This window comes from Pseudochelatococcus lubricantis (genome assembly GCF_011762225.1).
In the GTDB taxonomy this organism is placed as follows: Bacteria; Pseudomonadota; Alphaproteobacteria; order Rhizobiales; family Beijerinckiaceae; genus Pseudochelatococcus; species Pseudochelatococcus lubricantis.
In genome coordinates this window covers 26,409-47,743 of record NZ_JAASQI010000002.1, presented here as the reverse complement: position 1 = coordinate 47,743, position 21,335 = coordinate 26,409, and the positions used below count along the sequence as shown (strand labels likewise).

Annotated in this window: 17 protein-coding genes; 9 read left to right on the top strand and 8 right to left on the bottom strand. The window is 66.3% G+C overall.

Annotation, left to right across the window (positions count from 1 at the left end):
• Position 1: 1 nt before the first annotated feature.
• Both FHS82_RS21030 and FHS82_RS04015 read right to left on the bottom strand, forming a co-directional pair.
• The gene (locus FHS82_RS21030; protein ID WP_246225068.1) at positions 2–853 is read right to left on the bottom strand and encodes an ImuA family protein; all 852 of its coding nucleotides are present in this window, start codon (positions 851–853) and stop codon (positions 2–4) included.
• A gap of 274 nt (positions 854–1,127) precedes the next feature.
• Positions 1,128–2,693, bottom strand: a complete 1,566-nt coding sequence (locus FHS82_RS04015; RefSeq protein WP_166949075.1) for a flagellin N-terminal helical domain-containing protein — start codon at positions 2,691–2,693, stop codon at positions 1,128–1,130.
• 409 nt (positions 2,694–3,102) lie between these two features.
• Here FHS82_RS04015 and FHS82_RS04010 point away from each other — a divergent pair, with 409 nt between their 5' ends.
• Both FHS82_RS04010 and FHS82_RS04005 read left to right on the top strand, forming a co-directional pair.
• Positions 3,103–4,350, top strand: coding sequence for an MFS transporter (locus FHS82_RS04010; protein WP_166949072.1), 1,248 nt, complete (start codon positions 3,103–3,105; stop codon positions 4,348–4,350).
• Between the two features lie 303 nt (positions 4,351–4,653).
• Positions 4,654–5,334, top strand: coding sequence for a TerC family protein (locus FHS82_RS04005; protein ID WP_166949069.1), 681 nt, complete (start codon positions 4,654–4,656; stop codon positions 5,332–5,334).
• Positions 5,335–5,442: 108 nt separating this feature from the next.
• Here FHS82_RS04005 and ugpC read toward each other — a convergent pair whose 3' ends face one another.
• The 5 genes from ugpC to FHS82_RS03980 form a co-directional block, all read right to left on the bottom strand.
• A complete protein-coding gene (ugpC, locus tag FHS82_RS04000; protein ID WP_166949067.1) occupies positions 5,443–6,522 on the bottom strand; it encodes a sn-glycerol-3-phosphate ABC transporter ATP-binding protein UgpC in 1,080 nt (359 codons plus the stop codon).
• Position 6,523: 1 nt separating this feature from the next.
• The gene (gene ugpE / locus FHS82_RS03995; RefSeq protein WP_166949063.1) at positions 6,524–7,372 is read right to left on the bottom strand and encodes a sn-glycerol-3-phosphate ABC transporter permease UgpE; all 849 of its coding nucleotides are present in this window, start codon (positions 7,370–7,372) and stop codon (positions 6,524–6,526) included.
• Between the two features lie 10 nt (positions 7,373–7,382).
• Positions 7,383–8,267, bottom strand: a complete 885-nt coding sequence (ugpA, locus tag FHS82_RS03990) for a sn-glycerol-3-phosphate ABC transporter permease UgpA (RefSeq protein WP_166950183.1) — start codon at positions 8,265–8,267, stop codon at positions 7,383–7,385.
• Between the two features lie 178 nt (positions 8,268–8,445).
• Positions 8,446–9,774 (bottom strand): sn-glycerol-3-phosphate ABC transporter substrate-binding protein UgpB, encoded by a 1,329-nt coding sequence (gene ugpB / locus FHS82_RS03985; protein WP_166949061.1) that lies wholly within the window; start codon positions 9,772–9,774, stop codon positions 8,446–8,448.
• Between the two features lie 146 nt (positions 9,775–9,920).
• Entirely contained in the window at positions 9,921–10,973 is a 1,053-nt protein-coding gene (locus tag FHS82_RS03980) for an AraC family transcriptional regulator (RefSeq protein WP_166949059.1), read from the bottom strand.
• A 127-nt stretch (positions 10,974–11,100) separates the two neighbouring features.
• On the opposite strand from FHS82_RS03980, the gene FHS82_RS03975 reads away from it, so the two are divergent.
• Genes FHS82_RS03975 through FHS82_RS03955 form a run of 5 tightly spaced genes read left to right on the top strand, consistent with a single transcriptional unit; the run spans position 11,101 to position 17,644 of the window.
• Positions 11,101–12,282 carry an isovaleryl-CoA dehydrogenase gene (locus FHS82_RS03975; RefSeq protein WP_166949057.1) on the top strand — a complete coding sequence of 394 codons (1,182 nt, stop codon included), beginning with the start codon at positions 11,101–11,103 and terminating at the stop codon, positions 12,280–12,282.
• A gap of 2 nt (positions 12,283–12,284) precedes the next feature.
• Complete coding sequence (locus FHS82_RS03970; RefSeq protein ID WP_166949055.1) at positions 12,285–13,907, top strand: carboxyl transferase domain-containing protein; 1,623 nt, start codon at positions 12,285–12,287, stop codon at positions 13,905–13,907.
• A 12-nt stretch (positions 13,908–13,919) separates the two neighbouring features.
• The gene (locus FHS82_RS03965; RefSeq protein WP_166949053.1) at positions 13,920–14,708 is read left to right on the top strand and encodes an enoyl-CoA hydratase/isomerase family protein; all 789 of its coding nucleotides are present in this window, start codon (positions 13,920–13,922) and stop codon (positions 14,706–14,708) included.
• Entirely contained in the window at positions 14,705–16,729 is a 2,025-nt protein-coding gene (locus FHS82_RS03960) for an acetyl/propionyl/methylcrotonyl-CoA carboxylase subunit alpha (RefSeq protein ID WP_166949051.1), read from the top strand. The genes FHS82_RS03965 and FHS82_RS03960 overlap by 4 nt, the downstream gene beginning before the upstream one ends.
• Positions 16,730–16,732: 3 nt before the next feature.
• A complete protein-coding gene (locus FHS82_RS03955; RefSeq protein ID WP_166949049.1) occupies positions 16,733–17,644 on the top strand; it encodes a hydroxymethylglutaryl-CoA lyase in 912 nt (303 codons plus the stop codon).
• 65 nt (positions 17,645–17,709) lie between these two features.
• On the opposite strand, the gene FHS82_RS03950 is transcribed toward FHS82_RS03955, so the two are convergent.
• Positions 17,710–18,240 carry an isochorismatase family protein gene (locus tag FHS82_RS03950; protein WP_166949047.1) on the bottom strand — a complete coding sequence of 177 codons (531 nt, stop codon included), beginning with the start codon at positions 18,238–18,240 and terminating at the stop codon, positions 17,710–17,712.
• A gap of 179 nt (positions 18,241–18,419) precedes the next feature.
• Here FHS82_RS03950 and FHS82_RS03945 point away from each other — a divergent pair, with 179 nt between their 5' ends.
• Together FHS82_RS03945 and FHS82_RS03940 are read left to right on the top strand one after the other, a co-directional pair.
• The gene (locus FHS82_RS03945; RefSeq protein ID WP_166949045.1) at positions 18,420–19,097 is read left to right on the top strand and encodes a Crp/Fnr family transcriptional regulator; all 678 of its coding nucleotides are present in this window, start codon (positions 18,420–18,422) and stop codon (positions 19,095–19,097) included.
• A 232-nt stretch (positions 19,098–19,329) separates the two neighbouring features.
• A complete protein-coding gene (locus FHS82_RS03940) occupies positions 19,330–21,297 on the top strand; it encodes an AMP-dependent synthetase/ligase (RefSeq protein WP_166949044.1) in 1,968 nt (655 codons plus the stop codon).
• Positions 21,298–21,335 lie beyond the last annotated feature (38 nt).

Genomic DNA, 21,335 nt, shown 5'->3' with positions numbered 1-21,335 from the left:
CTCAGCCCGCGCGCCGGCGCGCCGGCGCAGCCTGTCCGTCCCCAGCGTGGGGAGAAAGACCGAGGCCACCCGCTGGCGGGCGGGCGGGCATCCATGCAACAGGGTCTCGTGCGGCGGATAAAAGGCCATGCTCATCGGGAGCCTCCACAATCCATTGTCCGGGAAGGCCATTGCGGCAACGCAGGAGTTCCAGCAGCCACAGCGGGCGCAGTGTAAGCAGGGAAGACGACGGCGGCGAAGGAGACGCCCCCACCCGCCAGCGTGTCAGCGCGGCGCTGGCGGGGGCCCTCGCCGGCGCCGCACCGGCGCGCCCTTCCGGCGCATCCTCGCCATGGCGCACCACCCACGCCATGACGCCCGAGGCTTCGGCGGCGAGGCCAAGGCGGCGAGATTCGAGGAATTTCAGGTCGAACACCTCCGCCACCGCCGCGCAGATGGCGGAGGAGCGCAACCCCTCCTCCATCGCCGACAGCACATCGTGGCGCGATCCGCACGCTGCCCAGACGACCCGCCCCGGCTCAAGCCCCACCGCCGCGAGGGCTGCGGGAAACACATCGATGCTGCGGGCGCACCACAGGACATCGCCCCCCAGCCGCCCGACGATGGATGCGACAAACAGCGCCGGCGCGGCGGCAGCTCCTGCATCACGCCCCGCGCCGCAAGCTTCATGCAGACCGCCGATACGCAGGCCGCGTTCCGGATTGCCCTCCGCCCCACCGGGCAGATGCCCATCGATAGCGGTTTCGCCGAAGGGCAGGATGGCCCGCCGGCGCGCAGCGGCGGAACCGCCGGACCGCCCCTCGATGCCGGCGATGACCGCCCGCAGCTCCCGCAAGGCTGAAACCTCACGCATACCCGTTACTCCGCAGATTGCCCGCGCCCGTTATGGACACAGGCCACGGAATCGCCCTGGAACTTATCCGTTGTTTATGGAACGTTCCATGTACTTATGCGGGAGTCAATCCCCCGTTCGACGTTTCGCCGGCGAGCGTGCCGGCCAGGGAATGCCATAAAAAAAGCTGCACTCCTCGCGGGGTGCAGCTCCAGAAAGTTACACCCCTTGAGGGGTGTAACCATGGACGGAAGATGCTTCCGCCTTTTCCGGAACGATTCCGGCCGGACGCGCCTTACCGGAAGAGCGACAGGATGTTCTGGGTGGAGTTGTTGGCGATGCCAAGCGCCTGAACGGCGAGCTGCTCCTGCACCTGCAGGGCCTTCAGCTTGGAGGACTCCTCGTTGAGGTCGGCGTCGACGAGCTGGCCGATGCCGCGCTTGTTGGCGTCGATCAGGTTCTGGACGAAGGTCTGGTTACCGTTGACGCGGGATTTGGCGGCACCGAGGATAGAAGCTGACAAGGTCAGCTCCTGCAGTGCATCGTCAACAGCGGAGATATAGGCCGAGAGCACGCCCTTGTCGAAATCTGTATCCGTCAGCTTGGAGATGTCGATGTCCGACACGCGGACAGCCTTGGCTTCCGTGCCGTCCTTCGAGGAGACGACCGTCCTCACCTTGTCGAAGATGCCGAGTTTCTGGTTGTCCGTGCTTACGGTTGCCGTGGCTTCATAAGCAACACGCGCATCCTTACCGGTTTTGGCCACGAAGGCGTCACGCGCGGAAGTCGACAGGACTTTCCCGAACGCGGTCGCGACGGCTGCATCGTATGCAGTGGCTGCAACCTTCGCTGCATCGGCAGACGACGCCTCGGCGGTCGTGCCGGTGTCGCCGCCGGTCGCGGCATCGGCGATGCTCTCCAGCTCCGTCTTGTATTCGGTACCCGCCTTGTTGACCTCAGCCAGCAAGTCCGTCTTTTGCTTGGTCGTCAGCGAAGCAACGAAAGCAGCACCGCCATTCGTGTAGTCGGCCGCGAAAACGGCAAGCGCGGCATCGAGTTCACCTGCAGTCACAGTATGAACCGCGGCGGAAGCCGTCTGAACGGCAGTACCCGTCGCAATCGCGCCCGATATGCGCGCGGCGGCGGGAGCGCCTACCTTCGCAGCACTTGCCGCGTCGCCGGTCGCCGCGTCGAGGGCCGAGGCATTCCATGCGGAATCCGTTGCCGCAGTAACGCTCTTGATGGCGCCCAAGGCGGTGCTATAGGTCATCAACGCGCCCGCGCCGGAGTTGTCCAGCGCAGTCGTCACGGTGGTCTGCGCCGAGTCGCTGGTTTCGTACAGCTTGGTCTTGCCGATATCGATGTCGATGTTCTCGATCGTCACCGCGCCGGCGGCGCGGGTGAAGGAGCCGACCACACTCTTGGTGCTGTTGTAGCCATTCGCCGACGAATTCTGCGTCAGCCAGCTTTCGCTGTTGATGACGGTGGACTTCGACGTGTCCTTCAGGCGGTTCTGGAGCTGGGTGACTTCGGCCTGCACCTGAGCGCGCGGCACGCCGGTCTGGCTCGCCGCGACCAGCTTGGACTTCACCTGGTCCAACAGATCCTTGGTGTCGTTGATGCCGGTGTAGACAGTGTCGATGGTGGCGCCGCCGAGGCCAAGAGCGTCCTTCACCGCGCCGAGCGCGCCGACGTCAGACCGCAGGGTGGTGGCGATGGACCAGTAGGCGGCGTTGTCTTCCGCCGTGTTGATGCGGTAGCCGGTGGAAACGCGGTTCTGCGTGGCTGACAGGCTCTTGGAGGCCGCCGTCAGCGTCTGCAGGGCGGTCTGCGCGGAGGAGTTCGTAAACAAGCTGGCCATTATAGCGATCCCTTCTCAGGTCAAGAACACATGATTTGGGACATACCGGGCTGGAACCGGCCTGGCGGGAACGACATCATGTCTCCGGAGAATCGGACATCGACGCATGCCCTGAAGGCGCGCGAAGCTCCAATCCCGGCCCACCAGCGTGATACGCAAGATGCACCCGCAAGCTTGCACGGAGCTTGCGCAAGGCGTGAAAGCGCCGCGCGACGGCGCAGCATCCCGCCGCACATCAGCATTGCAGCGGGCGCAGATTGACAAGCGCTATCGGGCCATGGCCATCTGGGGCAGCGGTCGTCGCAGATGTTACCGTCTCCAACCCTGCCTTCTCTCCGGACCCCGGTTCTCCGGGCCCCGCCTCAAGGGGCGTTCGCCCGCTCCCCCGCTCCTCACCTGTGGCCTTAAGATGCTTGTCTCCGATGACGCAGCCGCGGCGCGCGCCGACCGTTATACAGCCTTCCGTCACAGCGCCTTCGCGCGATACTGGCTGGCACGTTTTCTCGGTTCCTTCGCCATCCAGATCGTCAGCGTCTCCGTCGGCTGGCAGATCTACGACCTGACGCGCGACCCGTTCGACCTCGGCATGGTCGGTCTCGTGCAGTTCCTGCCCGCGCTGGTGCTGGTGCTGGTCACGGGCGTGGCGGCGGACCGCTTCGGGCGGCGCACCATCATGGGCCTCTCGCTGGGGCTGGAGGGGCTGTGCGCGCTCGCGCTGCTCGCGCTGACGCTCACCGGTCTGTTCCAGCCGGCAGCGGTGTTCGTCACGCTGCTGTGGTTCGGCATCGCGCGGGCCTTTCTGGCGCCTTCCTCGGCCTCGCTGGTGGTCAATCTGGTGCCGCCGGAGCATTTCGCCAACGCGGTGTCGTGGAACGCTTCCGCGTGGCAGATCGCCACCATCGTCGGCCCGGTCGCGGGCGGGCTGCTCTACGGCCTCTCGCCCGTCGCCGCCTATACGACGGCGGCCATCATGCTGCTGACGGGCACGGTGCTCACCTTCTCGATTTCCGCCGCCGGCCAGCACATCGTCGGCGACAAGGCAACCGTCGACACGCTGCTCGCGGGCTTCCGCTACATCTGGAAGGAAAAGATCGTGCTCGGCGCGATCTCGCTCGACCTGTTCGCCGTGCTGCTCGGCGGCACGATCGCGCTGCTGCCGGTCTATGCGCGCGATGTCCTGGAGCTGGGGCCGTGGGGGCTCGGCATGCTGCGCGCGGCGCCGGGCATCGGCGCCATCGCCACCGCGCTGTGGCTGACCGGCCATCCCATCCGCGATCATGCCGGGCTCATCATGTTCGGCTGCGTCGGCCTGTTCGGGCTGTTCACCGCCGCCTTCGGCGTCTCTACCCTGGCGTGGTTCTCCATTCCCATGCTCGCGCTCGTCGGCGCGGCAGACATGGTCAGCGTCTATATACGCGAGACCCTGCTGCAACTGTGGACGCCCGACCACGTGCGCGGGCGCGTCAACGCCGTCAACTCGGTGTTCGTCGGCGCCTCGAACGAACTGGGCGAGTTCCGCGCCGGCGTCATGGCCGCCATGATCGGCGCGATGCCGGCCGTGGTGTTCGGCGGCGTCGGCTCCATCCTCGTCGCGGGCCTGTGGGCCTGGTGGTTCCCGCAGCTGCGCAAGGCGCGCCATCTGGAGGGGCGGGTCTGAGCAGGCCGGATGACACTTTTTCGACGACGATTTTCCCCGCCGCTCCCTTGAAACCCCACGCATCCGGCGGTATAGACAAGGCCTCCAGCCCGGGCCCCTCTGGCAGTTCGATGAACTGTGATGTCGGACTGGATATCTGAAACCGGGTGGCCTGGAGCGCAGGGATTTTTCTCCGACATTGCCGAAGCTTCGCGCCCTGCCGCAGCCCTTTCATGGGTCACCCCCTGAAATCGGAGGCGCGGCGGGCCTCGCGGCGGCCATTTCGGCCCAACGACGACAGGCGCCCTTCATAGCGGGTGCCATATGGCTGAAACTATAAATTATCTACTCACTCCCGATGCGTTTTACACGCTGCTGCAGGTCATCATGATCGACCTGGTGCTGGCGGGCGACAACGCCATCGTGATCGGCCTCGCGGCCGCCGGCCTGCCCAAGGAACAGCGCGGCAAGGCCATCCTCATCGGTATCGCGGCGGCGACCGTGCTGCGCATATTCTTCGCGGCGATAACGACGCAGTTGCTGCAGATCGTCGGCCTGTTGTTCGCCGGTGGCGTGCTGCTGCTGTGGGTCTGCTGGAAGATGTGGCGCGAGCTGCGCGTACAGCAGCACGAAGAAATGGACGCCGTCGAGGCGCTGAACGAGGAAGACATCAACAAGGACGGCGCGGTTTCCGGAAGGGCGCCGCGGAAAACCTTCGCACAGGCCGCGTGGCAGATCGTCCTCGCCGACCTGTCGATGTCGCTCGACAACGTGCTCGCCGTGGCGGGCGCGGCGCGCGAGCACCCGGAAATCCTGATCTTCGGTCTCGTGCTCTCGGTTGCCCTGATGGGCGTGGCGGCGAGCTACATCGCCAAGCTGCTGCACCGCTTCCGCTGGATCGCGTATGTCGGCCTCGCCATCATCCTCTATGTGGCGCTGGAGATGATCTACCGCGGCCTGCTTGAACTGTTGCCCGTCGTCAACGGCGTGGTGAACGGCGGATAACCAGGCAACAACCGCCGGTATTCTCGATCCGTGGCGGGCGACCGTGATACCCGGTCGAACCGCGGCGGATCAGGAAACCGGCGGGCAGAACGGCCGGATAACGGCCGTTCACGCAGCAAGCGCCGGGGCGGACAGGGGCACCTTCCGCCCCGTTTCCTTGCTGAAGCAATGCAGGCGCGTGAGGGGCAGGTGCAGGTCGGCGGCGGTGTCGGCGTGCCCGGTCCATGCGCCGGGAATGCGCAGCACGACGCTCTGCGACAGCCCGCCGACCGCCGCATAGGCGAGGCTTTCGGCGCCGACCATCTCCACCGCCTCGATGCGGGCGGGCAGCGTGATCGCCGGCCCGTCGACGCGGCCCGCTTCCAGAAAGACGTCCTCCGGACGGATGCCGATGACCCCCGTGCCCGCCGGTACCGCGTCCGGCAGGGTGGCGCCGGCGGCGCGCAACTGCGCCACGTCGATGAGGTTCATGCCCGGCGAACCCATGAAGCCGGCGACGAACAGCGTCTGGGGATCGCCGTAAAGCTCCAGCGGCGAGCCCTGCTGCTCGATGGCGCCGCCATTCATGACGACGAGCTTGTCGGCGAGCGTCATCGCCTCAAGCTGATCGTGCGTCACATAGACGAGTGTAGTGCCGAGCGTGCGCTGCAGGCGGCGGATTTCCACGCGCATATGACCGCGCAGCTTGGCGTCAAGGTTGGACAGCGGCTCGTCGAACAGGAACGCCTGCGGCTTGCGCACGATGGCGCGGCCCATGGCGACGCGCTGGCGCTGGCCGCCGGAGAGCTGGCGCGGCTTCCTGTCGAGGAAAGGCTCGATTTCGAGGATGCGCGCCGCCTCTTTCACGCGCGCGTCGATCTCGGCGCGCGGGGTGCCGCGGTTCTTCAGGCCGTATTCCAGGTTGCCGCGCACCGACATGTGCGGATAGAGCGCGTAGTTCTGGAACACCATGGCGATGTCGCGCTCGGCCGGCTCCAGGTTGTTGACGACGCGCCCGCCGATGGCGATCTCACCCGCGGTGATGCTCTCCAGCCCGGCGATCATGCGCAGCAGGGTGGACTTGCCGCAGCCCGAGGGGCCGACCAGCACCACGAGTTCGCCCGCGGCGATGGAAAGGTCTAGCCCCTTGATGACCTCGATGCCGCCCGGATAGGTCTTGCGGACATTCTCGATTGCGATAGTGGCCACATTACTTCTCCGTCTCGACGAGGCCCTTGACGAACAGGCGCTGCATCAGGATGACGACGAGCACCGGCGGCAGCATGGCGAGCATCACGGCGGCCATGACGAGGTTCCATTGTGGATCGGCCTCCGCCACCGCCACCATCCGCTTGATGCCCATGACGATGGTGTAATAGCGCGGGTCCGTCGTCACAAGCAGCGGCCACAGATATTGCACCCAGCCATAGATGAACAGGATCACGGAAAGCGCCGCGATATTGGTGCGCGACAGCGGCAACAGAATGTCGCGGAAGAAGCGCATCGGCCCGGCGCCGTCCACACGCGCGGCTTCCGTCAGTTCGTCCGGCAGGGTCATGAAGAACTGGCGGAAGAGGAAGGTCGCGGTGGCGGAGGCGATCAGCGGCAGTGTGAGGCCCGCGTAGGAATTGAGCATGCCGAGATCGGCCACCACCTTGAACGTGGGCACGATGCGCACCTCCACCGGCAGCATCAGCGTGATGAAGATCATCCAGAAGAACAGCACGCGGCCGGGAAAGCGGAAATAGATGATCGCATAGGCGGAGATGATGGAAATGGCGATCTTGCCCACGGTGATGACGACCGCCATCACCAGCGCGTTCCACATCATCAGCGCCAGCGGCGGCGCGCCGGATTTCGCCATGCCGGTGGTGAACATGGAGCCGTAGTTGGCGGCCATCTCGGAACCTGGCCACAGTGGCATCACACCGCTGACGAAGGCGCCGTCCCCGTGCGTGGAGGCGACGAAGGCGAGATAGACGGGCGCGATGACGATGGCGACGCCGAGGATCAGCACCAGATGGGTGAAGACGTTCAGCCAGGGACGGTTCTCGATCATGTCTCGCCCCTCAATACTGCACGCGCCGCTCGACGTAGCGGAACTGGACGAACGTAAGCGCGATGACGATCATCATCAGGATCACCGACTGCGCGGCGGACGAGCCGATATTGAGGCCCAGGATGCCGTCCGCGAACACCTTGAAGACGAGGATGTTCGTCGCCCCCGCCGGCCCGCCGCCCGTGGTGGCGTCCACGATGCTGAAGGTGTCGAACATGGCGTAGTTGACGTTGATGATCAGCAGAAAGAACGTCGTCGGCGACAGCAGCGGAAAGATGATGGTCCAGAAGCGCTTCATCGGCCCGGCACCGTCGATGGCCGCCGCCTCGATCAGCGAGCGCGGGATGGACTGCAGCCCGGCGACGAAGAACAGGAAATTGTAGGAAATCTGCTTCCAGCTCGCCGCCACCACCAGCATGATCATGGCATGGTTGCCGTTGATGCGGTGGTTCCAGTGCACGCCCATGAAGGACAGCAGATAGGGCAGGATGCCGATGGTGGGGTTGAAGAGAAACCACCACAGCACGCCCGCCACGACGGGCGCGACCGCATAGGGCCACACGAGCAGCGTGGTGTAGACGCCGCCCAGCCTGATGAGGCGGTTGACCGCCACCGCCAGCAGCAGCGCGAACGTCATCGAGCAGAACGTCACGGCAATGGCGAAGGCGGCCGTCACCCTGAGCGAGTCGACATAGGCCGGATCCTCGAACAGCCGCGTGTAGTTCTCGAACCACACGAAGGTCGATGCCAGGCCGAACGGGTCCTCGCGCAGGAAGGAAGAAACGACCGCCTGCCCGGCGGGCCACAGGAAGAACACCACGGTGATGGCGATCTGCGGCGCGAGCAGCGCGTAAGGCAGGACTTTGTTCGGGAAGATCGTGCGCTTCGTCTGCATGCGGGGCCGGCCGGTCTGCAGCATGATCCGGCTTGATGACACCGGATCACGCTCTGCAAGCTTTCGATTCGGGCGCTTTCCGGTCAGATGGTGCCATCCGGTCCGAGAGCGCCCTGGGGCAAAGGCGGAAAGCCCGCGCCGGAAGGAGCGCGGGCTTCATGATCGCGGCGGGCGCGCCTTACTTGTTGGCGGCCTCGAAGTCACGCAGGATGCGGTTGCCGCCGACGACAGCCGCGTCGAGCGCTTCCTTCGCGCTCTTCTTGCCGGCGAGCAGGGCCTCGAACTCGCTGTCGATCACGTCGCGCACCTGGGCGAGGTTGCCGAAGCGGATGCCCTTGGAGTTAACCGAGGGCTCGCCGCGGGTGATCTGGTTGATGGCGATGTCCGAGCCGGGGTTCTTCTCGTAATAGCCCTGCGTCTTGCCGAGTTCGTAAGCAGCGTACGTGATCGGCAGGTAGCCGGTGAACTGGTGCCAGTCAGCCTGCACCTCGGGCTTCGACAGGTAGGAGAAGAACTTCGCCACGCCCTTATATTCCTCGGCCGGGCGGCCCTGCAGCGCCCACAGGGTGGCGCCGCCGATGATGGAGTTCTTCGGCTCCTTGATCACGTCGTCGTAATAGGGCAGCGGCGCGAAGCCGACCGCGAAGGTCTTGGCGTTGGCGACGACGCCGGCGCGCGAGGCCGAGGAGTTGAAGTAGATGGCGCATTCGCCCGAGTAGAACTTCGGCGGGGCGTCGTTGCCGCCCACCGGGCCGCCGTACTGGAAGATGCCCTCGTCCGACCACTTCTTCAGATTGGCGAAATGCTTGATCTGTGCGTCGCCGTTGAACTGGAACTGCGTGCCGAGGCCGCCGAAGCCGTTCTCCAGCGTGCCGTAGGGCTTGTCGTGCAGGGCGGAGAAGTTTTCGAGCTGCACCCACGACACCCAGCCGGTGGTGAAGCCGCACTTGGCCGCGCCCGATTCCTTGATCTTCTTCGAGAACGACTCGACTTCGGCCCAGGTCTTGGGCGGCGTATTGCGGTCAAGGCCGGCCTTCTCGAAGGCGTCCTTGTTGTAATACATGATCGGGGTCGAGGAGTTGAACGGCAGCGAGAGGATGTTGCCCTGCGTGTCCGAGTAATAGCCCACGACCGGCGCGAGGTAGCTCTTGGAGTCGAAAGGCTCGTTGTGATCGGCCATCAGCTTGTAGACCGGGTAGACGGCGCCCTTGGCGGCCATCATGGTGCCGGTGCCGACCTCGAACACCTGCACGATGGCCGGGTTCTGCTTGGCGCGGAAGGCGGCGATGGCGGCCGTCAGCGTCTCGGGATAGGAGCCCTTGTAGACGGGCACGATCTTGTAATCGGACTGCGATTCATTGAAGCCCTTGGCGATCGACTCGAGCTTGACGCCAAGCTCGCCGCCCATCGCATGCCACCACTGGATTTCCGTCACCGCGAGCGCCGGCGCGGTCAGCGCCAGAGAGGCGGCGAGCGCCACAACCGAAGTCACAACCTTGTTCGCCATTGTCATTCTCCCAAAGCCACACGATCCCGCGAGGCGCAGGTGTGCATCATTAGCTCGGACATAGGCTGAGGCGATGATGATTAGTTGACGGACGGATGACGTTTTGACGACAGCGTGAGCGTCAGTGGAAGAAAACGCAATGCGTGTCAGCCCTGCGCCCGCTGGCGCTGGCGCTGGAATTGCCCGGGGGCCGCGCCCGTCCAGAGGCGGAACGCGCGCGAAAAGCTCTTCTCGCTGCGGAAGCCGACGAGATGCGCGATCTGCTTCAGCGGCCTGTTGCTGCGCTGGATCAGCTCCAGGGCGCGTTCGTGGCGGACGTCGTCCTTGATCTGTTGCAGGGACGCCCCTTCCTCGTTCAGCTGCCGATGCAAGGTGCGGCCCGATATGTTCAGCATCCCTGCCAGTTCCTCGGCGTTTGGCAGGCCCGGCGCGTGGCCGCGGCCCGACATCCGCGCCCGCAGCAGCATGCGCACGCGGTCCACCAGCAAACGGTCGCGCCGGTATTGCAGCACGGTCAGCAGCAGCGCCTTCTGCAGCATGGCCCGCGTCGCCGCCTCGTCGCGCACGGGCGCGAGCGCCAGATAATTGGCGTCGAAGCTGAAGCCCGCCGCCTCCGCGCCGAACCGCGCCTCGCCGGGAAACATCGCCCGGTACGAGGCGGCATGCGCGGGGCGCGGGAACGGAAACGACAGGTCGTTCAAGGGAATGCGCGAGTCGATCAGCCAGCAGGCGAAGCCGTGCACCATGCGCAGCACCGAGACGAGGCAGAACTCGCGCAGTTCCGCCGGCATGCGCCGCTCCTGGATCACGAGGCTCGCCGTTCCCGCCTTGACGGTCAGCATGAGCCGGATATCCTCTGTGAGTAAGCCATGGCAGCGGCACCAGCGCTTGAGGGCAATGCCGAGATCGGGCGCCGTGACCGCCGCGCGGCACAGGAGGCCGTGGCTGCCCCACGGCAGACGGCGCGAGAACCAGCCCAGCGCCTCGTCGTCGAGTTCGCGCATGGCATGGCCGGAAAGCGCCTCGAACTGCTCCGCCGTCACGCGCGCCTGCGGATCGCCAAGCAGGCGCGGCGCAATCCGTGCCGCCCGCAGCGCCCCTTCGAACGGCACGCCATAGCCTTCGTAAGCCCTTGAAACAGCGTTCACAAAGGCAATCGGCGTGACGGCTCTAGGCCCGTTTCCATGGCTGTCCTTCATGGTTTCATCATTCCGCATGATGGCAGGATTTGCAACCATTGTGGCAGCAATCGGCGGGCATCACGCATTAGTCTCGTCTGCAACAAGCCGGGGAAACCGGCATTGACGAACGACAGGGAAAGACGCCATGACATTTCCGGCTTTGGGCCTCGATTTCGATCTCGGCGAGGACGTCGACGCGCTCCGCGCGGCCGTGCGCGCCTTCGCGGAAAAGGAGATAACGCCCATCGCGGCCGAGGTGGACCGCGACAACGCCTTCCCCGCCCCTCTCTGGCGCAAGCTCGGCGAACTCGGCCTGCATGGCCTCACCGTCGGCGAGGCCTATGGCGGCACCGGCCTCGGCTACCTGGCGCATATCGTCGCCATGGAGGAGGTCTCGCGCGCCTCGGGCTCCGTCGGCCTCTCCTACGGCGCGCATTCCAACCTGTGCGTGAACCAGATCCACCGCAACGGCACGGACGCGCAGCGGGAGAAATACCTGCCGAAGCTCGTCTCCGGCGAGCATGTCGGCGCGCTCGCCATGAGCGAGCCCGGCGCGGGGTCGGACGTCGTGAGCCTGAAGCTGCGCGCGGAAAGGAAGGGCGACCGCTTCGTGCTCAACGGCTCCAAGATGTGGATCACCAACGGCGGCGATGCCGACACGCTGGTCATCTACGCGCGCACGGACCCGGAAGCCGGGGCGAAGGGCATCACCGCCTTCATCGTCGAGAAGGGCTTTCCGGGCTTTTCGGCCGGTGCGAAGCTCGACAAGCTCGGCATGCGCGGCTCCAACACCTATCCGCTGTTCTTCGACAATTGCGAGGTGCCGGAGGAGAACGTGCTGGGCGGCGTGGGCAACGGCGTGCGGGTGCTGATGTCCGGCCTCGACTACGAGCGCGCCGTGCTCTCGGGCGGGCCGCTGGGGCTGATGGCAGCGGCCGTCGACGCCATCGTGCCCTATATCCACGAGCGCAGGCAGTTCGGCCAGAGCATCGGCGAATTCCAGCTCATGCAGGGCAAGGTGGCGGACATCTACACCACGTGGCAGGCGTGCCGCGCCTATGTCTACGCGGTCGGCAAGGCCTGCGACCGGGGCAACCATGCCCGCACCCTGCGCAAGGACGCCGCCGGCGCGATCCTCTATTCCGCCGAGAAAGCGACCTGGATCGCGGGCGAGGCCATCCAGACGCTCGGCGGCGTCGGCTACACCAGGGATTTCCCGGTAGAGCGCCTGTGGCGCGACGCCAAGCTCTACGAGATCGGCGCCGGCACCTCGGAAATCCGGCGTATGCTGATCGGCCGCGAACTGTTCAACGAAACCGGAAACTGACCATGGCCGCGATCGACAGCAGGATCAGCCCGCGCAGCGCGGAGTTCCAGGCCAGCGCCGATGCCATGCAGTCGCTGGTGGAAGACCTGCGCCAGCGCCTCGCGCAGGTGGCGCTGGGCGGCGGCGAGGCGGCACGCGAGAAACACGTGGCGCGCGGCAAGCTGCTGCCGCGCGAGCGGGTGGAGCTGTTGCTCGACCCCGGCACGCCGTTCCTCGAAATCGCGCCCATGGCGGCCTTCAACGTCTACAAGGAGAAGGACGGCAGCGATTCCGCCCCCTCCGCCGGCATCATCGCCGGCATCGGGCGCATCGCCGGGCGCGAATGCGTCGTGGTCTGCAACGACGCGACCGTGAAGGGCGGCACCTATTTCCCGCTGACAGTGAAGAAACACCTGCGCGCGCAGGAGATCGCGGCCCAGAACAACCTGCCCTGCGTCTATCTGGTGGATTCGGGTGGCGCTAACCTGCCCAACCAGGACGAGGTGTTTCCCGACCGCGACCATTTCGGCCGCATCTTCTACAATCAGGCCAACATGAGCGCCGACGGCATCGCCCAGCTCGCCGTCGTCATGGGCTCGTGCACCGCCGGCGGCGCCTATGTGCCGGCGATGAGCGACGAGACCATCATCGTGAAGAATCAGGGCACGATCTTTCTGGCCGGCCCGCCGCTGGTCAAGGCCGCGACCGGCGAGGTGGTGAGCGCGGAAGCGCTGGGCGGCGGCGACGTGCACACGCGCCTGTCCGGCGTCGCGGACCATCTCGCCAACGACGACACCCACGCGCTGGCGCTGGCACGCCGGTCGGTCGCCAATCTCAACCGCTCGAAGAAAATCCCGCTCGACATCATCGAGGCACGCCCGCCGAAATACGACCCGCGCGAGATCTACGGCATCATCCCCACCGACACGCGAAAGCCCTTCGACGTGCGCGAAATCATCGCCCGCATCGTGGACGCTTCCGCGTTCGACGAGTTCAAGGCCCGTTTCGGCCCCACACTCGTCACCGGCTTCGCGCATATCGAGGGCCTGCCGGTCGGCATCGTGGCGAACAACGGCATCCTGTTCTCGGAAAGCGCGGCCAAGGGCGCGCATTTCGTGGAGCTGTGCTGCCAGCGGCGCATCCCGCTCGTCTTCCTGCAGAACATCACCGGCTTCATGGTCGGCCAGAAATACGAGAACGAGGGCATCGCCCGCCACGGCGCCAAGATGGTGACGGCGGTCGCCTGCGCCAACGTGCCGAAATTCACCGTCATCATCGGCGGCTCCTTCGGCGCGGGGAATTACGGCATGTGCGGGCGCGCCTATTCGCCGCGCTTCCTGTGGATGTGGCCGAACGCGCGCATCTCCGTCATGGGCGGCGAGCAGGCGGCCTCGGTGCTCGCCACCGTGCGCCGGGACGGCATCGAGGCACGCGGCGGCACCTGGAGCGCGGAGGAGGAAGCCGCCTTCCGGGAGCCCATCCGCCAGCAATACGAGCATCAGGGCCACCCCTATTACGCCACCGCCCGCCTGTGGGACGACGGCGTGATCGACCCCGCCGACACGCGCCGCGTGCTGGCGCTCGGCCTTTCCGCCAGCCTCAACGCCCCGATCCCCGAGCCGCGCTTCGGCGTGTTCCGCATGTGAGCGAGGCCAGCCATGACCAGCCTTCTGATCGCCCGCGACGGCCCCGTCGCCACCGTGACCCTGAACCGGCCGGAGGTGCGCAACGCCTTCGACGACGCGCTGATCGCCGCGCTGACTGAAGCCTTCGCCGAACTCGGCGGCGACGGGCAAATCCGCGTCGTCGTGCTCGCCGCCAGCGGCAAGGCCTTCTGCGCCGGCGCGGACCTGGCGTGGATGCGCCGCATGGCGGACTACACGCATGCGGAAAACCTCGCGGACGCGACCGCCCTCGCCACCATGCTGCGCACGATCCACGAATGCCCGAAGCCGGTCGTCGCGCGCGTACAGGGCGATGTCTTCGCGGGCGGCATGGGTCTCGTCGCAGCGAGCGACATCGCGGTTGCGGTCGACAGCGCCCGTTTCTGCCTCAGCGAGGTGAAGCTCGGCCTCATCCCGGCGACGATCGCGCCCTATGTCATCGCGGCACTCGGCCCGCGCGCGGCGCAACGCTTCGTCCTCACCGCCGAGGTTTTTTCGGCCGAAACCGCCGCGCGGACCGGCTTCGTGCATGAAATAGCGGGCGCGGAGGCGCTTGACGCGGCGGTGGCGCGCTACGTTCAGGCATTCCTCAATGCCTCGCCCGCCGCGCTCGCCGCCGGCAAGCGCCTGCTGCGGGAAGCGGGCGGGCGCGCCGTCGACGACGCGCTCGTCGCCGATACCGCCAGGCGCATCGCCGACATCCGCGCCTCGCATGAGGGCCGAGAGGGCGTGCAGTCCTTCCTCAACAAGACGAAACCTTCATGGCTGGCGGGGGACCAATGACACAGCAAGAAATAAGAAAAATCCTCATTGCCAACCGGGGCGAGATCGCCTGCCGGGTGGCGGCGACCGCCCGCCGCCTCGCGATCCGCACAGTCGCCGTCCATTCGGATGTCGATGCCCGCGCCAGGTTCGTGGCGGCCTGCGACGAGGCGGTCTCGCTGGGCGGAGCCGCGCCGAAGGACAGCTACCTGCGGCAGGACAAGATCATCGCCGCCGCGAAGGCCACGGGCGCGGATGCCATCCATCCGGGCTACGGCTTCCTCAGCGAGAACGCCGAATTCGCGGCGGCCTGCGCGCAGGCCGGGCTCGTCTTCATCGGTCCGCCCGCTTCCGCCATCGCGGCGATGGGCCTCAAGGCGGAATCGAAGCGCCTGATGGAAGCGGCCGGCGTGCCGCTTGTGCCGGGCTACCACGGCGCGGAACAGGATTTCGACCTGCTCGCCGCCGAAGCCGAGCGCATCGGCTATCCGCTGATGATCAAGGCGAGCGCCGGCGGCGGCGGCAAGGGCATGCGCATTGTCGAGGCCCACGAGGATTTCGCCGAAAACCTCGCCTCCTGCCAGCGCGAGGCGATCGCGAGCTTCGGCAGCGCGGCCGTGCTGATCGAGCGCTACGTGCAACGCCCGCGCCACATCGAAATCCAGGTTTTCGGCGATTCCCACGGCAACTACGTCTATCTCTTCGAGCGCGACTGCTCCGTGCAGCGCCGTCACCAGAAAGTGCTGGAGGAAGCCCCCGCCCCCGGCCTCGGCGCCGCGCGGCGCAGGGAAATGGGCGAGGCCGCCATCGCCGCCGCGCGCGCCGTGGGCTATGTGGGCGCGGGCACGGTCGAGTTCATCGCCGAGCCGGCGGCGGACGGCGACATCGACTTCTATTTCATGGAGATGAACACCCGCCTGCAGGTGGAGCATCCGGTGACGGAGGCCATCACCGGTCTCGATCTCGTGGAATGGCAGATCAGGGTCGCGGCGGGCGAGCCGCTGCCGCTGCATCAGGACGAGCTTGCCATTGGCGGCCACGCCATCGAGGCGCGCATCTGCGCCGAAAATCCCGACAACGACTTCCTGCCCGCGACCGGGCGTCTCGATGTTTTCCGCCTGCCGGAGCATACGGCCTTCGCCGTCAACGGCAACGGCGTTCGCGTCGATTCCGGCGTGCGGGAAGGCGGCGACATCTCGCCCTTCTACGATCCGATGATCGCCAAGCTCATCGTGCACGGCGCCACCCGCGAGGAGGCGCTGGCGCGGCTCGACGCGGCGTTGGCACAGACGCACATCGTCGGCGTCGCCAACAACGTCGCCTTTCTGCGCCGCACGGCCGCGTGCCGCTCCTTCGCACAGGCCGATCTCGACACCGCGCTCATCCGGCGCGAGCATGATGCGCTCTTCGGCAGCGAGCGCCCGTTCGGCCTGCCGTTCGCGGTGACGGCGGGGGCCATCGTCGCCCACATCGTGCAGGCCGAGCGCGCCCTCGCGAACGCCGACCCGTGGTCGCACCGCGATGGCTGGCGCATCGGCGGGCCGGTGACGCGCCGGCTGCTCATCGAGCACGGCGAGACGGCGGACACCGCCGCCTTCACGCCGCTGGACCGCGACAGCATCCGCCTCGGCATCGGTGATGCCACTCACCTCCTGACGCTGAACGGCGCCGACGATATCGCTCTCGACGGCCGGCCCCTGCACGTCGCGACCTACCGCACGGGCGAGCTGTTTTCCGTCTTCGCCGGCAGCGGCAGCGCCGCCGTCCGTCTCGCTGATCCGCTGGCGCATGCGGGCGAGGCCGAGACGGAAGCCGGGCGCCTTACCGCGCCGATGCCCGGCAAGGTCGTGGCCTTTCTGGTCGAAGCGGGAGAAACGGTCGCGAAGGGCCAGCCGCTCGCCGTGATGGAGGCGATGAAGATGGAGCACACCATCAAGGCCCCCATCGACGGCACCGTCTCTGAACTGCTCTACGGCATCGGCGACCAGCTCAGCGAGGGCGCGGAACTGCTGCGGCTCGAACCATTGCAGAAAGCGGAGTAAACCATGGGCGCGCTCCCGTCGAAAGTCAGGATCGTCGAGGTCGGCCCGCGTGACGGGCTGCAGAACGAGAAGAATTTCGTCTCCACCGCCGTCAAGGTGGAACTCATCGGCCGCCTGCAGGAGGCCGGTCTCAGGCACATAGAGACGACGAGCTTCGTGAGCCCGAAATGGGTACCGCAGATGGCCGACAACGCCGCCGTCATGGCCGGCATCGTGCGCCGCGACGACGTCGTCTATTCCGTGCTCGTGCCCAACATGAAAGGCTATGAGGCGGCCCTGCCGACGAAGCCCGGCGAGGTCGAGGTGTTCGGCTCGGCGAGCGAGGCCTTCAGCCAGAAGAACATCAACTGTTCCATCGCCGAGAGCATCGAGCGCTTCGCTCCCGTGGTCGAGGCCGCGCTGGCCGCGGGCATCCGCGTGCGCGGCGCCATCTCCTGCGCGCTCGGCTGCCCCTACGAGGGCGAGATCGCGGCGGAGAAAGTCACCTACGTCGCCCGGCTGATGAAGGATATCGGCGTTCAGCACGTCGGCATCGCGGACACCATCGGCGTGGGCACGCCGCGCAAGGCGCGCAAGGCGCTGGAAGCGGCCCTCGCCGTGTACGACATCGGCGATGTGTCAGGCCATTTCCACGACACCTACGGGCAGGCGCTGGCCAATATCTATGCGGCGCTCGAACTCGGTATCAGCCAGTTCGACGCCTCCGTCGCCGGCCTCGGCGGCTGTCCCTACGCAAAGGGCGCGACCGGCAACGTGGCGACGGAGAACGTCGTCTATCTGCTCGACGGCCTCGGCATCGAGACCGGCGTCGACCTGGACGCGCTGGTGGATGCCGGCGCGTTCATCTCGCGGCACCTCGGCCGGACCAACGGCTCGAACGTTGCCAATGCGATTCTCGCGAAACGGGCGGGCTGATACCGACGCTCCCGGTCACCGGCCGCGCGCATGCGGGTTTTGCTCCAGCGCCGCGACCGCTTGACTTACCTGATGAGCGGGAGCGCTTCGCGGAAGCGTGGGTGATCGGCACGCTCCAGCCATTCGAAGATAGCCATCTCCACGGTCACGATCTCGATACCGCGCGCCGCGATCCGCCGCAGCGCGATATCCTTGCTGAAGGGTTTCCGCGAGGCGACGGCGTCGGCAACCACCACCGGCGTGAAGCCCGCGCGGACAAGGCCGAACGTCGTCTGCAGCACGCAGACATGCGCCTCCCAGCCCGTCACCAGCACGGTCTCGCGCCTTTCGTCCAGCGCCTCGCGCAGCCCCGGTTCGCCCGTCGCGTCGAAACTCAGCTTGGCGATGATTTTTTCGGGGAGCGGCAGCAGCGCGTCCGCCGTGGCGCCGAGCTTCTCCGGGATCTGCTCGGTGGCGAGCACGGGCACGCCCACGAGTTGCGCCGCGCGCGCCAGACGCTCCGCCTGTTCGATCGTCTCTTGCGCGCCGTCAATGACAGGCGCAAGCCGTTGCTGAAAATCGACCAGCAAGAGCGTGGAACGCCGTGCCTGCAGCATGACCGTCTCCCTCGAAGGATTTTCTTCTTTCACGTTAAACTATATGGGGACTTGAGCAAATCCCCGGCGCGGATAATACTCCGGTTCTAACGCGGCCATCCGGAAAAAAGCAATACATTGCCACAAGAAGCATCCGCCGCGATACCAGACGGAACCACGGGCAAGGAGCGGGTAGCCATTTGATAACGGCCGACTATCTGTCCAAAATCGCCCCCTGGGCCGGCGACCTGACGGCGGCCGAGCGCGAGCGCGCGGCCCGTGGCACCGTGGAGAAACACTTCGCCAAGGGCGATTACATCTGCCACGAGGGCGACCGCATGAACTACTGGTGCGGTGTGGCGAGCGGCATCATCAAGGTCGGCACTGTCTCCACCAGCGGCAAGGCGGTGACGTTCTCCGGCGTCCCCACCAGCGGCTGGGTGGGGGAAGGGTCCGTGCTGAAGGACGAAATTCGCCAGTACGACATCGTCGCCGTGCGCGATTCGCGCGTGGCGCTGATGCAAAAGGCGACATTCCACTGGCTTTTCGAGAACTCCGTCGGCTTCAACCGCTTTCTGGTGCGCCAGCTCAACGAGCGGCTTGGCCAGTTCATCGCCACGGTCGGCTACGACCGCCTGCTCGATGCGCGCGCCCGCGTGGCCCGCGCCCTGGGCTGGCTGTTCAATCCGGTGCTGTATCCGGGCGTGGGCAACTGGCTCGACATCAGCCAGGAGGAACTCGGCCTCATCTGCGGCCTGTCGCGGCAAGCCGTCAACAAGAGCCTGAAGGAGCTGGAGGAAGAGGGCCTGCTCGCCATGGAGCGCAACGGCGTCCGTGTCATCGACCTCGCCGAGCTGTCGCGCTACGGCGCCGGCTGAGCAAAACGGCGCCGTGGTGCGGCACACGGGAATACGAAAGGAAATTTCGCGTAAGGCACATAACACGCAATGATACAATGAAATAACCCGCTCTGTCTGTCAAGCGAACGGTTGCGGAAAAAACCAATTCGCGCGATTTTGCGACACAAGAGAGAGGTCCGGGCGCTCGCGCCACGGCCTCCGGAGGAAACGCCATCAAGCCTTTCAAGGCTTTACAGGAGGGTTTGACGTCATGACGACGAGTGCTTCCGCACGTCCTGACACCTTTCCGAAGCTCCTTGCGCGCAATGCAGCCGTGCGTGGAACGCGGCCCGCCATCCGCCACAAGGACTACGGCATCTGGCAAACGTGGACGTGGGCGGAGAGCTACGAGATCGTCCGTGCCTACGCGGCCGGCCTGTCCGGCATCGGCGTGCGGCGCGGCGACGCCATCGCCATTGTCGGCACCAACCGCCCCAAGCTCTACTGGTCCGTGACGGCCGCGCAGATGCTCGGCGCGATCCCGGTGCCGGTCTATGCCGACGCGGTGGCGGAAGAGCTTGCCTACGTGCTCGCCAACGCCGAGGTGAAGTTCGCCGCCGTGCAGGATCAGGAGCAGGTCGACAAGCTGCTGTCGGTTTCCGACCGCCTGCCGAACCTCGCGCATCTCTTCTACGACGAGCCGCGCGGCCTGCGCGACTACGATCACGAGAAGCTGCATTCCATCGACGAGATCATCGGCATCGGCCGCGACGCGCTGACGGAGAACGCCGTGCGCGAGCGCATCGATGAGGGCATCGAGCAGGGATCGGGCGACGATGTCTCCATCATCCTCTACACGTCCGGCACGACGGGCCGTTCCAAGGGCGTGGTGCTGACGGCGAAGGGCTGTATCGACGCCGCCACCGACACCGTGACGTTCGACCGGCTGACCGACCGCGACGAGGTGTTGGCCTATCTGCCGCTCGCCTGGGTCGGCGACCATTACCTCAACTACGCGCAAGGGCTCGTCGCCGGCTTCTGCATGGCCTGCCCGGAATCGCCCGAGACCGCCGAGCACGACCTGCGCGAGATCGGCCCCACCTTCTACTTCGCGCCGCCACGTGTGTTCGAGGCGCTGCTGACGCGCGTCATGATCCGCATGGAGGACGCCGGGCCGACGAAGCGCAGGCTGTTCCACTACTTCATCGGCGTGGCGAAGAAATACGGCGAGAAGCTCCTGAACGGCGAATCCGTGCCACTCGGCGGGCGGCTGCTCTACGGACTCGGCCGTTTCGTCATCTACGAGCCGCTCAAGAACGTGCTCGGCTTCACCCGCATCCGCGTCGCCTACACGGCGGGCGAGGCCATCGGGCCGGACCTGTTCTCCTTCTATCGTTCGCTGGGGCTGAACCTGAAGCAGCTCTACGGCCAGACGGAGGCCTTCCTCTACGTCACCGCGCAGCCGGACGGCCAGATCCGCGCCGACACGGTCGGCCCGCCCACGCCCAACGTCCAGATCCGCATCGCGGAGAGCGGCGAGGTGCAGTTCCGCTCGCCCGGCCAGTTCCGCGAATACTACAGGGACGCGGAAAAGACCGCCGAGACATTGACGGAGGACGGCTTCGTCAAGACGGGCGACGCCGGCTTCTTCGAGCCGGACGGGCACCTCAAGATCATCGACCGCGCGAAGGACGTGGGCAAGCTGTCGGACGGCTCGCTGTTCCCGCCGAAATACGTCGAGAACAAGCTGAAGTTCTTCCACAACATCAAGGAAGCCGTGGTGTTCGGCGACGGGCGCGACTTCGTCACCTGCTTCCTCAACATCGACCTCACCGCCGTCGGCAACTGGGCGGAGCGCAACAACGTCTCCTACGCCTCGTATCAGGAACTCGCCAGCCATCCGCGCGTCTACGAGATGCTGCAGAAGAACGTCGAGGAAGTGAACCGGGCGCTGGCGAAAGAGCCGCTGATGGCGGGCGCGCAGGTACACCGCTTCCTCATCCTGCACAAGGAACTCGATGCCGACGACGGCGAGCTGACCCGCACGCAGAAGGTGCGCCGCTCCTTCATCGCTGACCGCTACAAGCCGCTGATCGACGCGCTCTATGCCGGCAAGACGGAAGAGGACATCACCACCGAGGTGACCTTCGAGGACGGCCGAAAGGGCTCCATCTCCGCCCGCGTCCAGATCCGCGACGTGGCGGTGGTCCCGCCCGCCCCGGCGAAACAGGCGGCATGAGGGGGGAAACATGAGAACGCCAGACATCACGGGAGCCG